The 13643-nt window shown below is 69.5% G+C and carries 14 protein-coding genes; 2 read left to right on the forward strand and 12 right to left on the reverse strand.

Annotated features, from left to right (window positions below; translation table 11 throughout):
• Window positions 1-2 precede the first annotated feature (2 nt).
• The 11 genes from CLU95_RS00825 to sctV all read right to left on the reverse strand — a co-directional run bounded on the left by CLU95_RS00825 (window position 3) and on the right by sctV (window position 10178).
• On the reverse strand, window positions 3-491 hold the full coding sequence (locus CLU95_RS00825; protein ID WP_099789446.1) for a serine kinase: 489 nt from the start codon (window positions 489-491) through the stop codon (window positions 3-5).
• Window positions 488-1834, reverse strand: coding sequence for a FliI/YscN family ATPase (locus tag CLU95_RS00830; protein ID WP_099789449.1), 1347 nt, complete (start codon window positions 1832-1834; stop codon window positions 488-490). The genes CLU95_RS00825 and CLU95_RS00830 overlap by 4 nt, the downstream gene beginning before the upstream one ends.
• Complete coding sequence (sctL, locus tag CLU95_RS00835) at window positions 1831-2469, reverse strand: type III secretion system stator protein SctL (RefSeq protein WP_099789452.1); 639 nt, start codon at window positions 2467-2469, stop codon at window positions 1831-1833. Before sctL ends, CLU95_RS00830 begins: the two co-directional genes overlap by 4 nt.
• Window positions 2451-3164, reverse strand: coding sequence for a SctK family type III secretion system sorting platform protein (locus tag CLU95_RS00840; protein ID WP_099789454.1), 714 nt, complete (start codon window positions 3162-3164; stop codon window positions 2451-2453). The genes sctL and CLU95_RS00840 overlap by 19 nt, the downstream gene beginning before the upstream one ends.
• A 6-nt stretch (window positions 3165-3170) precedes the next feature.
• Window positions 3171-3980, reverse strand: a complete 810-nt coding sequence (gene sctJ, locus CLU95_RS00845; RefSeq protein WP_257214500.1) for a type III secretion system inner membrane ring lipoprotein SctJ — start codon at window positions 3978-3980, stop codon at window positions 3171-3173.
• Between the two features lie 7 nt (window positions 3981-3987).
• Window positions 3988-4401 (reverse strand): hypothetical protein, encoded by a 414-nt coding sequence (locus tag CLU95_RS00850; protein ID WP_099789457.1) that lies wholly within the window; start codon window positions 4399-4401, stop codon window positions 3988-3990.
• A 55-nt stretch (window positions 4402-4456) separates the two neighbouring features.
• Complete coding sequence (locus CLU95_RS30475; protein ID WP_021004014.1) at window positions 4457-4663, reverse strand: hypothetical protein; 207 nt, start codon at window positions 4661-4663, stop codon at window positions 4457-4459.
• Window positions 4664-4804: 141 nt separating this feature from the next.
• A complete protein-coding gene (locus tag CLU95_RS00855) occupies window positions 4805-5998 on the reverse strand; it encodes an FHA domain-containing protein (RefSeq protein WP_143606075.1) in 1194 nt (397 codons plus the stop codon).
• Between the two features lie 20 nt (window positions 5999-6018).
• Complete coding sequence (gene sctC / locus CLU95_RS00860; RefSeq protein WP_099789460.1) at window positions 6019-7794, reverse strand: type III secretion system outer membrane ring subunit SctC; 1776 nt, start codon at window positions 7792-7794, stop codon at window positions 6019-6021.
• On the reverse strand, window positions 7791-8057 hold the full coding sequence (sctS, locus tag CLU95_RS00865) for a type III secretion system export apparatus subunit SctS (RefSeq protein WP_099789463.1): 267 nt from the start codon (window positions 8055-8057) through the stop codon (window positions 7791-7793). The genes sctC and sctS overlap by 4 nt, the downstream gene beginning before the upstream one ends.
• Window positions 8058-8099: 42 nt before the next feature.
• Window positions 8100-10178 (reverse strand): type III secretion system export apparatus subunit SctV, encoded by a 2079-nt coding sequence (sctV, locus tag CLU95_RS00870; protein ID WP_099789466.1) that lies wholly within the window; start codon window positions 10176-10178, stop codon window positions 8100-8102.
• Window positions 10179-10501: 323 nt separating this feature from the next.
• Here sctV and sctQ point away from each other — a divergent pair, with 323 nt between their 5' ends.
• Window positions 10502-11635, forward strand: a complete 1134-nt coding sequence (sctQ, locus tag CLU95_RS00875; RefSeq protein WP_099789468.1) for a type III secretion system cytoplasmic ring protein SctQ — start codon at window positions 10502-10504, stop codon at window positions 11633-11635.
• A gap of 2 nt (window positions 11636-11637) precedes the next feature.
• Window positions 11638-12297, forward strand: coding sequence for a type III secretion system export apparatus subunit SctR (gene sctR, locus CLU95_RS00880; protein WP_099789470.1), 660 nt, complete (start codon window positions 11638-11640; stop codon window positions 12295-12297).
• Window positions 12298-12552: 255 nt separating this feature from the next.
• Here the strand turns inward: sctR and CLU95_RS00885 are convergent, their stop codons facing one another.
• Window positions 12553-13611, reverse strand: a complete 1059-nt coding sequence (locus tag CLU95_RS00885) for a porin (protein WP_180288502.1) — start codon at window positions 13609-13611, stop codon at window positions 12553-12555.
• Window positions 13612-13643 lie beyond the last annotated feature (32 nt).

Raw genomic sequence — 13643 nt, forward strand, 5'->3', positions numbered from 1 at the left:
GCCTAGGCCGGGCGCCGTGCGGCCCAGGCCTGCGAGGCGCTTTCCTCGGCCGCCTCGTCCAGCCGCTGGTCCTGCACGCGCAGCTGCTCGGTGCGCGCGCGTTGCTGCATCTGCTGCGCCTTCTCTACATCGCCGCTGGCGGCGCGCAGCTTCTGCCGGCTGGCACCGAGCGTCTGCTCGCGCAGTGCATGCGCCTGCCCGGCCTGCGCCGCAAGCTGGCCGGCCTGGGCGATCTGCGCATCGAGCGCGCCGCTCCAGGCACCGGCATGCCGCAGTTGCGCGACGCTGCATTGCCCGTGCGACAGCGCGCCGACGGTCGACTGCCAGTGCGCGGCCTTGTTCTGCACCTGCTGCTGCTGCCATGCCTGGGCCTGTTGCAGCTCGGCGTGGCTCTGCTCGGCGGCCGCGCGGTCGCGTGCGACGACGCCCATGGCGACGGTCTTCTGGCGTTCGCGCACGCCGACCAGCGTCTTCCAGTCGATGCCGCTCATCGCGCCACCTCCGCGCCCTCGCCCACCTGCAGCAGCTGGGCGAGCGACTGTTCGTAGGGCAGGCTCATGCCCGGCGGCTGCGACAAAAACGCGAGCATCGCCGGCCGCGCGCGGATCGCCTCGTCGGCCAGCGCATCGGCGCCGGGCTTGTACTCGCCGATCTGCACCAGCAGCTCCATCTCCTGGTACTTGGCCAGCAGGCTGCGGAAATGCGCCGCTGCCGCGCAGTGCTCGCGCGAGGCCACCAGCGGCATCACGCGGCTGATGCTGGCCAGCACGTCGATGGCCGGGTAGCGGTTGGCCGCCGCGAACTTGCGCGACAGCACGATGTGGCCGTCGAGGATGGAGCGCACCTCCTCGGCAATGGGGTCGTTCTCTTCGTCGCCCTCGGTGAGCACCGAGTACACGGCGGTGATGGAGCCGGTCTTGCCCTGCCCCGCGCGCTCCAGCAGCTGCGGCAGCATCGAGAAGATCGACGGCGGGTAGCTGCGCCGCGTGGGCGGCTCGCCGCTGGCCAGGCCGATCTCGCGCTGCGCGCGCGCAAAGCGCGTGAGCGAATCGACCAGCAGCAGCACCTTCTTGCCCTGGTCGCGAAAGTGCTCGGCGATGGTGGTCGCCACATAGGCCGACTTGATGCGCTCCATCGGCGGCCGGTCGGAGGTCGACACCACCATCACCGTCTTCGCCAGGCCTTCGGCGCCCAGGTTGTGCTCGATGAACTCCTTCACCTCGCGCCCGCGTTCGCCGATCAGTGCGATCACGTTCACGTCGGCCGTCGAGCCGCGCGCCAGCATGCCCAGCAAGGTGCTCTTGCCCACGCCGGGCGGCGCGAACACGCCGACGCGCTGGCCTTCGCCCAGTGTCAGCAGGCTGTCGAGGGCACGGATGCCGGTGGGCAGCGGCGCGTCGATCATGCGGCGCGCCAGCGGGCTCACGGGCTCGCGGTGCACCGGCAGCTGCATGTGGGTCTTCAGCGGGCCGCGTTCGTCGATGGGCTGGCCCAGCGCATCGAGCACGCGGCCCAGCAGGCTGGTGCCGACCGGGCACACATGGCCGCGCCCGGTGGGCACCACCTCGGTCAGCGCCGAGATGCCGGTGATCGGCCCCAGCGGTGTGAGGATGGCGGTGTTGTTGCGAAAGCCCACCACCTCGGCCAGCAGCGGCGGCTCGCCCGGCGTGACCAGCTCGCACAGCTCGCCCACGTGGGCCTGGATGCCCGAGGCGTCGATCAGCATGCCGACCGCCTTGCTGACACGCCCGCGCATCGCCACCGGCGTGACGCGGCCGAAGGCCTGCGCCAGGTCGGCGACGACGCCCAGGGCCGCATCGGACACCGGGTTCATCGGCCGCCCTCCGCGCCGTCGATGACGCCGCTGCGCTCCACCGCGCGGCGAAAGGCTTCGAGCTGCGCATCGACGCCGATCTCCAGCACGCCCGATGCGGTCTGCACCACGCAGGCGCCGGCGGGCAGTGCCGCGTCGGCCACGAGGCTCACGGTCATGGTCCAGTTGGCGTCAGCGCGCAGGCGCGCCAGCACGTCGCGCAAGGTGGCCTCCTGCGCGGGCGCCACGCGCACGGTGATGAAGGGTTCGTGGCGGATCAGCGTGTCGACGCGCAGCAGCGCCGCCTCGAACAGCGCCGCCGGTTCGGCGTCGGCGACGAACTGGCCCACGGCCTTGACGACGATCTGCGCCATGGACGCGCGCAGCGCATGCAGCTGCCGCTCGCTGGCCATGGTGTCGCTCAGCAACTGGCTCGCGTACTCGGCCTTGGCGCGCTGCAGGCCTTCTTCGTAGCCCTGCCGGCGGCTGGCCTCGGCGTCCTGCACGGCCTGCTGCACGATGCGCCGCGCCTCGCGCCGCGCAGTCTCGACCACGGCCGAGGCGTCGAGCAACGCGGCGTACTCGTTTTCCTTGAGGACCTTGCGCTCGCTCAGGAGCTGCAGGTTCTCGGTGGTGATCAGAAAAGCCAATCCCATTGGGGCAGTCTTTCGGGAACGATGCACGAGAGCACCAGTTCGTTGAGTTGTCGGGCCTGGGGCCGCTGCAGCAGCGGCACGCCCAGCGTCGAGATGCGCCGCGGCAGCTTGCGGCGCAGGCGATGCAGCACCGCCTCGCCTTCGGCGGCAGCCAGGCCCAGCAGCAGGCGGTGGCCCCGGTCGACGACCACCCGGCCCGTGGCCAGGGGCCGCTGCTGCAGCGCGGCGTTGTCCATGTGCAGCTCGGTGAGCTGCGGCACGCGGTCGAGCACGAAGTCCACCGCATCGGCGTCGAAGCGGCGGGCCTGGCGGCGGATCTGCGCGCCCGCGCCGCCGCGTTGCCTGAAGAGCGGCAGGTGCACGCAGAACCCAAGGTACACAGCGAGCCGGCGCAATGCGGTGGCGTCGAGCAGCGCCAGGCGCTTGAGGCGCGCGTCGAAGTTGTAGTCGGCGCTGGGCTCGCCCACCGGTCCCTGTTCGCGCCGCAGCTGGTTGGCGAGCACCGCGCGCCCGCCCTCGCCCAGCCGCGCCAGGCTGCGGTGGCGGGCCGGCCAGTGGGCAGGCAGCCAGCTCGGATGGAGGTCGGCCTCGGGGTGCAGGTTGAAGCGCATCACCAGGCGCACGAGGTCCATCGGGCCGTGCGCAACTTGCGCGGCCTGCGGCGTGTCGGGTGCAGTGACGGGTGATGCGGGCATCGGCGGTCAGCGCCTGAACACCTGGCGGCGCGTCCAGCTGCGCCAGTCCAGCCCCTGCCGGCGCAGCAGCGTGGGCAGCACCATCAGGCAGACCGCAGCCACCAGCAGCAGGCCCAGCAGCACCATCGCCGTCGAGGTCGAAAACAGGCCCAGCACCATCGGCTGGCCCCGACCGCCCTCGCCGCCCGGCGCCACCGCCGCGGGCTTGCGTGCCTCGAACAGCGACAGCGACACCTGGTCGTGCGTGAGGCCTTCGATGCTGTGCGCCACCATGTCCTTCACGGCCGGCGCCAGCAGGCGGATGTCCACGTCGGGCCGGTGCTTGATGAACACCGCCGCCGACGAGGGGCGCAGCTTCTCGCTCAGCGGATCGTTGGCCGGAATCACCACGTGCACGCGCGCCGACACCACGCCGTCGACATGGCGCAGCGTCTGCGACAGCTCCTGCGAGATGGCGTAGATGTAGCGCATGCGTTCCTCGGAAGGCGTGGACACCAGGCCCTGCTTCTGGAACACCTCGCCCATGGTGGCGAAGCGCTCGTTGGGCAGGCCCTGTGCGCGCAGCACATCGAGCGCGGCGCCCATGCGGCCTTCGTCGACCTCGACCTGCCAGTTGCTGCCTTCCACGCGGCTCTTGGACGCGTCGATGCCTTCGGCCGACAGCGCGGCGACGATCTCGTTGGCCTCCTGCTCGTTGAGGCTGGAATACAGGCCGACCTTGCAGCCGCCCAGCGCCAGCAACAGGGCCAGCGCCGCGAGCCATCGGCCGCGACGCGAAAAAACGGAAAGAGAAAGGGGGTGACGCAGCGGGTTCACGGCATCCTCATTGCTGGTTCTTCAGCAAGGTGCCGAACAGGCTGGTGGCGGCGCTCGCCAGGCCCGTGGAGATGTGCATCTTCGCGAACATGGTGTGGGCCTCCATCGAGTGGTCGGTCATCGCGAACATGGTCTTGATGGGGTCAGACATGTCGATCGACTCCAGCATGCTGCGGCGCATTTCCTCGTAGGAGCGCACGTTGCCCGAGAACTGCGCCGCCAGCGCCTTGGCGGCGTCGCCGAGCGCACTGGGCGCGGCCACGGAAGACGGCGGCGCCTGCACGCCCTGCATCATGTTGGCGAACATCCGGGTCTCGCCCGGATCGAAGCGCGAAGCGTTGGCGGCCTGCTGCGATGCTGCCGGCCCGGACACGTCGGCCGGTGGCGCGCCCGCAGCGACCAGCGCGGTGGGATCGGTCATGGTTCACCTCCTGGGGAAAAGGCCGCGCGATGCACCGGGCACCGCGCGGACCTGCTTACGAGGACTTGGCCGACTGGCGGATGTCGTTGCCGGTGGACTTGGCCACCTCGCCGCCCGCGGCGCTCGCACCGTTGACCGTGTGCGCGGTGGAAGCCGCGCCCTGGATGCTGGTGGAAGCGGCCATGCTGGCCGACATCAGCCGGGCGTTGTCCGCCGCGGCCTGGTTCATCTGCTGGATAGAGCTGTCAACTGCGCCTGCCATATGTATCTCCTGGTCAAGTGGAACGATTCACGAGGGTTGAAGCGCTCCGTCCCGGCGGGACGAAGCCATTCCACGCGGCGCACGAACGCGTCGCCGCATGAAATCCGGGGTGCGCGTGATGGCGGTGTGCGTGCCATGCCGTCATCTCGCGCGTCTGTTGTTGTGGTTGCCGGTGTCGGGCACGCCGCCGCTGAGCACCAGGCCGTCGGCGTCGATGCGCTTGAGCTCGGCGCCCGAGCGCAGCACCGAGCCTTCGTAGTAGCGGTTGCCGTTCGACAGCTGGATGTGGCGCAGGCCGTTGCCGTCCTCGGTGATGCTCACCATGCGCGCGGGCAACACGCTCTGCCAGCCGTCCCACTGGGCGCGAATGTCGGGCTCCTTGGCCTCGGCGGCGGGCTTCTCGCGGTACTGCACCTTGTCGGACACGAGCACCGAGGGATGCAGGTCTTCGCTCAGGCGGCGGATCTTCTGGCGCACCGAGGCGTCTTCCACCGTGCCGGACAGCACCAGCCGGCCCTGCCCCGTGTAGGTGACGGCCACGCCGGGGTCGGCCACGTAGCGGCGCGCCTGCTCGACCATGTCCTCGGCCGAATGCACGTTGACGCTGACCTTGCTGCCGAAGGGCGCCATGGCCTGCTGCAGGGCCTGGCGGCGCTGCTTCGATTCCACGTACCCCTTCACGCCGAGCAGCCCGCCCTGCGCGGCCACCACCTCGACTTCGGGGAACGGCACGAGGGCCTTCTCCACCTCGGCCAGGTTGACGCTGCCCTTGGCGCGCGCACCCGCGCCCGCATCGCCCAGCGACACGGCGGCCAGCCCGATCACGGCCAGCAAAGCCATCACGCCGCCCACCCAGTAGCCCAGGCGCCGCGACGACGGCGCGGGCTGACCCACCGGGGCGCCCTCGCCGGCCTGCGCCTCGCGGGCCGGGGCGAACATGCGGTCTTCGCGCGCGTTGACGGGGTAGCTGCGGTCGAGCTGGAAGTCGATCTGGCCCAGGCTCACGACATCGCCCGCCACCACGCTCTTGCGCGGCTGCTGCATCTCTTCGCCGTTGAGCCGCGCCGAGGCCGTGCCCAGGCGCTGCATCGACACCACCAGCTCGCCGACGGTGAAGGCCAGGTGGCGCGGCAGCACGTCGCCGCCGGGCAGCATCACTTCGCAATCGCCGCCCGAGCCCAGCACGTTGAGCCCGGGCTTGAGCGCGATGGTGCGGCCCTTCACGGCACCGCTCAGGAAGCGCAGGCACCAGCCCTCGCCCAGGGCCGGACCGGGCCGCGGGTCTTGCGCTGCGTCGCCGTCGCTGCCGGCGTGACTGCTGTTGTCGAAGGACATGTCTTCGGTCTCGCGCACGTTCAGCCTCCCACCGATGCAGGGGGCGGCAGCGGCAGCGTCGGCACGTTCGCCGTGGCGCCGGGCACCACGAGGCGCGGCGTCAGCAGGTAGAAGCGTTCCATGTTGGCCTGCTTCTTCTCGGTCGAGCGGAAGAGCCCGCCGACGCCGGGGATGTCCTTCAGCAGCGGCACGCCCGTGACGGCATTGGTCTTTTCTTCCGACGAGTAGCCGGCGATCAGCAGGCTCGAGCCCTCTTCCACCAGCGCCTGCGTGTTGACGGTGCGGCGGCGCACGATCGGGATCTTGTCGACCGACATCGGGCTGAGGTCGCCGTCGACGATGTCGATGGACATCATCACGCCGCGGCTGGCCTTCTCGTCGATGACCAGCGGCGTCACCCGCACGGCGGTGCCGGCGGTGATGCTGAACAGGCCTGCGTCCTGGAAGCCGTCCACCCGCACGTAGAACTCGCTCAGGTTCTCCAGCACGGCCTCGGTGTTGTCCAGCGTCATCACCTTGGGGCGGGCCACGAAGTTTGCATTGCCGTTGGTGGCCAGCGCCGTGACGCGGGCCAGCAGGTAGTTGCGCGCGCTGTTGCCGATGGCCGCGGTGAGCATGCCGCCCAACGGCGTGAGCGGGTTGCCCGTGCCGTCGAAGCTGCCGATCTGCCCGGCCTCGCTGCCCGTGCCGCCCCAGGTCAGCTGACCGCGGTCGCCGCGGCCGGTCTGGAAGTCGGCGTGCCGACCGTGCAAGCGCCAGTCGATGCCCAGGCTGCTGAGCGTGTCGGAGCTGATGTCCATGATGGTCACCTCGATCTCGACCAGGCGCGGGCGCACGTCCATCGATTCGATCAGCCGGGCGTACTGCGCCATCTTGTCGGGCATGTCGCGCACCAGCACGGCGTTCATGCGCGTGTCGGCCTGAAACTGCGGCAGCTCGCCGCCGACGATGCTCGACATGCCGCCCAATGTCGCGCCGTCGCTGCCGCCGCCTGCGCCGGCGATCTCGACCTTGGGCGCGTTGATGGTTTCGCCGCTGCGCAGCTTGATCTGCCGGTTCGGCCCGAGCGACATGCCGCCGGCCATGCCGCGGCCGCCGCTGCTGCCCGACGACGCATTGCCGGTGCTGCGACCGTAGAGGCTGCGCAGCACGTTGGCCACGCCGGGAATCACCGTGTCCTTGCCGGAGCGGTTGATGCGAAAGTCGGCGGCCCAGGCGTACTTGAGCGGGAACAGGCGGATCTCTGCGCCCTCGGCCATGGCGCTCTTCTGGTCGGCCAGCTTCACGGCCTGGCGCACCATCTCCACGTAGCGGCGCGGGCCGGTAACGTACACGCTGGCGTCGCGCTCGCTGATGCTCAGCGGGTAGCGTTCGTCGGAGATGTGCAGGCGCACCAGCGTCTCGGCGATGCGCCCCGCGTTCTCGCCGGCGATGGGCAGCACCTCGCTCTTGGCGTCGGCCGCCAGGTCGACGAAGAGGAAGGCGCCGTCGAAGTACCAGGTGAGCCCGTTCACCGAGCACACGCTGTTGAGAATGCCCAGCGCCGGCCCGGCGAACTTGCCGCTGATGACGCCGGCCACCTTGGGGTCGATCACCGCCGTGACGTTCTGCGACGACGCCAGCTCGCGCAGGAAGTCGGGCAAGGGCTTCTCGTTGGCGACGATCTGGAACGGCCGGTTGTGCCAGCGCAGCTCGGCGGCCTGGCTGTGCGGGTGCGCGGCCAGCAGCACCAGCGCGGCGCAGCCGAACAGCAGGAAGGCCCGTTGGCGCAGCAGGTGCAGGTGCGCGGCGATCACGGCAAGGAACTCAGTGTCTGCAAGGCGCGTTCGGCGAAGCGCATCACGTCGCGCCCCAGCCAGCCGGCCGTGGCGATGATCGCCACCATCACCGCAATCAGCCGGATCGACTGGCCGATGCTCTGGTCCTGCACCTGCGTCACGGCCTGCAGCACCGCCACCACCAGGGCCGTGAGCGTGGCCACCGCCACCACCGGCAACGAGATCCACAGCACGAGGAGCAGCCCCTCGCGCGTGATGTCCAGGATGTTCTGCGGTGTCATGGTGCTTCTTGGGGAGTGCCACGGAAGGCAAGGAAAAGTTCATCAATGGGCTTGCGGATTCGTGACCCAGCCCACCGGCTGCAGGGCCACGTCTTCGTCGACTTCCTGGTAGGACAACACGGGCAGCAGCGGCGCCACCGGCTCGATCAGCGTCTTGATGTAGCGGCGCACGTCCGACGAGGCGATGGCGACCACGCGCGTCGCGGCCGAGCCGAGGATGCGGCGCACCTGCTCGCGGATGTCCTGCGTGACGGCCGGGCTCAGCAGCAGCAGGTTGCCGCGCGGTGAACGTTCGATGGCGTTCTGCACGCGCTCCAGCAGGCTGGACTCGAACAGGATGGCTTCGAGCTGACGGTTCGGCCCCACGTAGCGGCTGGTGATGTAGCGGCCCAGGTCGATGCGCACCAGCTCGGTCAGCGCGATGGCGTCCTGCTCCTTCGGCGCCCAGATCGCGAGGCACTCGAAGATGGCGTGCAGATTGCGGATCGGAATGCCCTCCTGCAGCAGCCGGCGCAGCACCTCGGCGATGCGCTGGCTGGAGGCCGCGCGCGACACCTCGGCCGCCAGCTCGGGCGCATCGCGCTGCACCGAATGCAGCAGGCGCTGCACTTCCTGCAGGCCGATCAGCTGGCGCACGTTGCGGCGCACCGCATCCTGAAGGTGCTGGCCCACCACCTCTTCGTTGTTCCAGCTCTTGAAGCCGGAGGCTTCGCCCGGCGCCCACACCACGCGCGTGAACGGGCCGAAGGGCTCCGCCACTTCGGCGCCGGCCGGCGGCGCGGCGGCCTCCGCCGGATCGAGCATGCGCCAGCCCGGGCGCAGCGTGCCTTCGGTCACCGCCACATCGTGTACCAGCACCTGGTAGCCATGCACGGGCAAGCCGTCCGCATAGGCCACCTGCAGGCGCGGGAACACGGGGCCGAGGTCGGACTCGACCGCGGTCTTCACCGTGGCCAGTTGCTGGTCGAGCGCATGGCGGTCGACACCGCCGCGCAACCGGCTCGACAGGCGCACCGCCAGCGGCGCGGCGATGGCGTGGTCGCCCTCGTCTTCATCTTCCGGCGAGGCCTCGCCTTCGCGGTGCGAGATCCAGCCCGGCGTCTGGTTCTTTTGGCGCAGCATGCGCACCGCGAAGCCCAGCCCCAGCAGCACGGCCGCGAGCAGGCCGAACACCCACTTCGGAAAACCGGGCACCAGCAGAAAGCTCGCCACCGCCAGGCCCGCGATGATCAGCGCGCGCGGGTGCGCCATGAGCTGCTGGCCGATCTGGTTGGCGAGCTGCGTGTCGCGGCGCTCGCCGGTGCTCACACGCGTGATGACGATGCCGGCTGCGATCGACACCAGCAGCGACGGAATCTGCGACACCATGCCGTCGCCCACCGTGAGGATCGCGTAGCGCTGCAGCGCGGCGCCCAGGCTCATCTCGTGCATCAGCGTGCCGATGGCGATGCCCGCGAGGATGTTCACCAGCGCGATCACGATGCTTGCGATGGCGTCGCCCTTGACGAACTTCATGGCGCCGTCCATCGCACCGTGCAGCTGGCATTCCTGCTCCAGCATCTGGCGGCGCTTCTGTGCCTGCGCGGACGAAAGCACGCCGGCGCGCACATCGGCATCGATGCTCATCTGCTTGCCCGGCATCGCATCGAGTGCGAACCGCGCCGCCACTTCGGCCACGCGCTCGGAGCCCTTGGCGATCACGATGAACTGCACGATCGCGATGATGAGAAACACCACGCCGCCCACCACCACGTTGTTGCCGACGATCAGCTTGCCGAAGGTGTCGATGATGTGGCCCGCATTGGCATGCAGCAGGATCAGCTTGGTCGATGCGATGTTCAGCGCCAGGCGAAACAGCGTGGTGAACAGCAGAAGCGACGGAAAGGTGGAGAGCGACAGCGCCGAGGGCACGTACATCGCCACGATCAGCAGCACCAGGCTGATGGCCAGGTTGCTCGCGATCAGCAGGTCGAGCAGCGGCGTGGGCAGCGGCAGCACGAACAGCGCGACGATCACCACCAGCAGGCCGGCGAGCAGCAGGTCGTTGTAGCGGCCCGCATTGCCCAGCAGGTCGCGCACACCGCCCCGGTAGGTTGAAAGTGATCGCGGAGAACTCGCCATTGCTACTTTTCTACTTTCGTCTTGCGCTGTGTTCGGCGCAGTGGGCAATGCCGTTTGCATCGCTCGCCACACCCTCTTCGAACGTGAGGGATGTCACGTCGCGTCGGACTCTATGCGCCGCCCTCCATTCACGGCAACCACGAGTTTTCGTAGATGCCTTCGGTGTGTGGCGCGCGCGGCACTACGTGTTTGCGGACTACCTGCGCGAGAGGCCTCTGGCTAAGCTGCCGGTCCCGATGCGAGCTGCCTCGCGTTGCTTCAAGGCATGAAGAAAGTGACAAGACGTAGGACCGCCCGCATCGCCATGTCGAACGAAAGCGTGCATGCCGAACGCAGGCGCTGAATCGGTGACCGAGCTCGGCGAAGCCCGCGCATTGCCGCGTGCCGATGCCGCGAATGTGCGCGCGCTCAATCGCCTGTATGGCGCACCGCCGCTGCCCGACGCGGTGTCGGCGCGCGGCACGCGGTATGCCATCGGCTGGCACCACGACGCCGTGCGCGGCCACACCGCGCACGAGAGTTATCGCTTCAGACTTGGCGCGCACGTGGGCCACCTCGCGCTGGATGCGCCGAGCCTGCAGGTGCTGCTGGGCGAGCGCCGCATCGACCTGCTGCCGCGCGACCTGCGCTACATCCTGCTGGCCGATGCACTGCATCCGGTGATCGATGCGCTGGAGAAAACACTGCGCCTGCATTTCGAATGGCAGCCTTCGGAAGCCGAGGCGCGCGACGCGCAGGAGCGGCGCGAACACAACACCGCGTCGCGCGTGCACTGCGATCCCGAGCGCGCTGCGTTCTTCACGGCCACGCCCACCGAGGGCGGCGCGCTGCTGCGCGGCTTCGTCCAGTTCGAGGATGCCGCCACGCTCGACACGCTGGTGCCGGTGCGCGACGCCACGCACCGCCACAACGCGCATGCGGACGAGGCCTTCGACGCCTTGCGCCTGCCCGTGAACTTCAGCCTCGGCAGCACGCCCATCCAGCTGCGCGAGATCCGCAGCATCCGCCCCGGCGACATCGTCGGCATCGAGCAATGGCGCTCTTCGGGCGCCGCGATCGTGGTCACGGCCGAGCTGGGAGGCCCCGCGGGGCGGCATCTCTCGGCCTTTGCCGAGGGCTCGCGCATCACCGTTCAGCAATCGAGAGACAGTGCCATGAAGCCAGACTCCCCCACCCCGGCCGCGCCCACTGCGGGCGTCGCGGACAACACCCACCTGCCGATCGACCGGCTCGACGCGCTCGAGGTGACGCTGCGCTTCGAGGTCGGCGACCTGTCGCTGTCGCTGGGCGAACTGCGCAGCATCCGTGCCGGCCATGTGTTCGACCTGGGCCAGCCCCTCAACCGCAGCCCGGTGCGCATCCTGGCGCACGGCAATGTGCTGGGCAAGGGTTACCTTGTCGCGGTGGGCGACCGCCTGGGCGTGCGCGTGTCGGAGTTCGCCCCCGGCGAAGTCTGAGCATGCAAGGCGGCCTTCCCGAACCCCTCACGCTGGTCGCGCTCATCGTCGCCTTCGGCATCGCGCCGTTCGTGGCGCTGATGGTGACCAGCTACACCAAGCTGGTGATCGTGTTCGGCCTGCTGCGCACCGCGCTGGGCCTGCAGCAGACGCCGCCCAACATGGTGCTCAACGGCATCGCGATCATCCTGTCGGTCTACATCATGGCGCCGGTCGGCATGGACATCGGCGATGCGCTGCGCGGGCGCACCTTCGGCGCCAAGGGCGAAGGGCTGGGCGACATCATGGCCGTGGTCGATGCGGCCAAGGCGCCGGTGAAGGAGTTCCTGCAAAAGCACACGCACGAGCGCGAGCGGCAGTTCTTCCTGAAGTCGGCCGCCAACATCTGGCCCAAGGCGCGCGCCGAGCAGCTGAGAGACGACGACTTCATGGTGCTGGTGCCGAGCTTCACGCTCAGCGAACTCACGCGCGCCTTCCAGATCGGTTTCATCATCTACCTGGTGTTCGTGGTGGTCGACCTGATCGTCGCCACCGTGCTGCTCGCATTGGGCATGTCGATGATCTCGCCCACCACCATCTCGCTGCCCTTCAAGCTGCTGCTGTTCGTGATGCTGGACGGCTGGACGCGGCTGGTGCACGGGCTGGTGCTGTCGTACCGCTGAACGCGACGTCCGTTGCAACGGCCTCCCGGGCGTTGACGACCGAGTGCCTGCGGCGGCGCCGCAGGGCCGGGTCACAGTGGACAGCGGTCGCTATCTCGTGGTGTGGCGCAAGGTGGAAGGCCACTGGCTGATTCACCGCGACATGATCAACCACGGCGCACCGGCATGAAGCGGGCCGCCATGTCGATGTGGACATGGCGGCGGGCAGCCCGGCCGCGTCGACGCCGCCGATGCGGCACAGCGGTGGACGGAACCTCAGAAGCTGTGCCGAATCCCCACGCCGCTGGAGTTCACGCCGTCGCCGCTGTAGGGCGTGAACGCGATCCCGCCCGCCGAAGCGGTCGCCCCGCCCTTGTTCGACAGGTGCAGCAAGCGCCCGTAGAGCACGGTGCGTTTGCTGAGCGCGTAGTCGTAGCCCAGCGTGATGCCGAACTGGCTGCGCGGGCTGCCGCTCACCTTGCGCTGGACGATGCCCGCAGTCCAGCGCGACAGGCCGTCCTGGAACGACACGCCCAGATTCAGCAGCCGCGCGGACGGCGTCGACGCCAGGCCGCCGCCCACGCGCATGCCGTTCGCGGCCACGGCCCAGGATTCGCCCAGGTCGATGCGCGCGCTGAGCGCGTCGGCGCGGGTCACGACCGGCGACTTCACCGGCGCGGCGGCCGTGCCCGAGCGCGCGCGGTAGAAGGAATAGGCCGCGTAGTACGGCGCCTTGTCGTAGCCCACCGCCCCGCCGTAGAACTCGCCGCTGCGCTTGCTGGCGGCAGACGACTCGCCGAACGCGTACGCCAGGTCGAGCAGGAAGGCCTGCCCCGCCGGCGTGCGGTAGCGCACCATGTTGCTGGCACGGAATGCGAGGGCCGGGCCGAGCCCGGGTTGCGCGTCGGTCTGCGCCGCGAGCACCAGCGGCGAGTAGATCGCGTTCATTCCGAACGGATCGGCGCGCAGGAAGGCGTTGAACATCGGCGTGTACATGCGCCCCGCATCGACACGGCCCCAGCCGCCCGACAGCCCCACGTACGATTGCCGCGTGAACGAGATCTGCGGGCCGGGCAGCGTGCCCGTGCCGGTGTCGGCATTCACGCCGGCTTCGAGCAGAAAGTTGGCGGCGAGCCCACCGCCGAGGTCTTCGGTGCCCCGGAAGCCGAAGCGCGACGCGCCGTTGCCGCCGTCCGCCAGTTGCGTGACCGAGCGCCCGCCCGAACTCACGCGTTGCACGAACAGGTCGACCATGCCGTACAGCTGCACGGTGCTTTGCGCGCAGGCGAAGCCGGTCCCCAGCAGCGCCGAAGCGGCCAGAATTTTTTTCTTCACGATGTGTCTCCGTTGTTGTTTGTTTCTTCCGG

This window comes from Variovorax sp. 54, from assembly GCF_002754375.1.
Taxonomy (GTDB): Bacteria; Pseudomonadota; Gammaproteobacteria; order Burkholderiales; family Burkholderiaceae_C; genus Variovorax.

Bases quoted from the DNA above. Each gene is read 5' to 3' on its own strand.
- CLU95_RS30475 (WP_021004014.1), bottom strand. From the start codon at position 4,663: ATGGCAGGCGCAGTTGACAGCTCTATCCAGCAGATGAACCAGGCCGCG.
- sctQ (WP_099789468.1), top strand. From the start codon at position 10,502: ATGCCGAACGCAGGCGCTGAATCGGTGACCGAGCTCGGCGAAGCCCGC.
- sctR (WP_099789470.1), top strand. From the start codon at position 11,638: ATGCAAGGCGGCCTTCCCGAACCCCTCACGCTGGTCGCGCTCATCGTC.
- CLU95_RS00855 (WP_143606075.1), bottom strand. From the start codon at position 5,998: ATGTCCTTCGACAACAGCAGTCACGCCGGCAGCGACGGCGACGCAGCG.
- sctL (WP_099789452.1), bottom strand. From the start codon at position 2,469: ATGGGATTGGCTTTTCTGATCACCACCGAGAACCTGCAGCTCCTGAGC.
- CLU95_RS00850 (WP_099789457.1), bottom strand. From the start codon at position 4,401: ATGACCGATCCCACCGCGCTGGTCGCTGCGGGCGCGCCACCGGCCGAC.
- sctV (WP_099789466.1), bottom strand. From the start codon at position 10,178: ATGGCGAGTTCTCCGCGATCACTTTCAACCTACCGGGGCGGTGTGCGC.
- CLU95_RS00830 (WP_099789449.1), bottom strand. From the start codon at position 1,834: ATGAACCCGGTGTCCGATGCGGCCCTGGGCGTCGTCGCCGACCTGGCG.
- sctS (WP_099789463.1), bottom strand. From the start codon at position 8,057: ATGACACCGCAGAACATCCTGGACATCACGCGCGAGGGGCTGCTCCTC.
- CLU95_RS00825 (WP_099789446.1), bottom strand. From the start codon at position 491: ATGAGCGGCATCGACTGGAAGACGCTGGTCGGCGTGCGCGAACGCCAG.
- CLU95_RS00840 (WP_099789454.1), bottom strand. From the start codon at position 3,164: ATGCCCGCATCACCCGTCACTGCACCCGACACGCCGCAGGCCGCGCAA.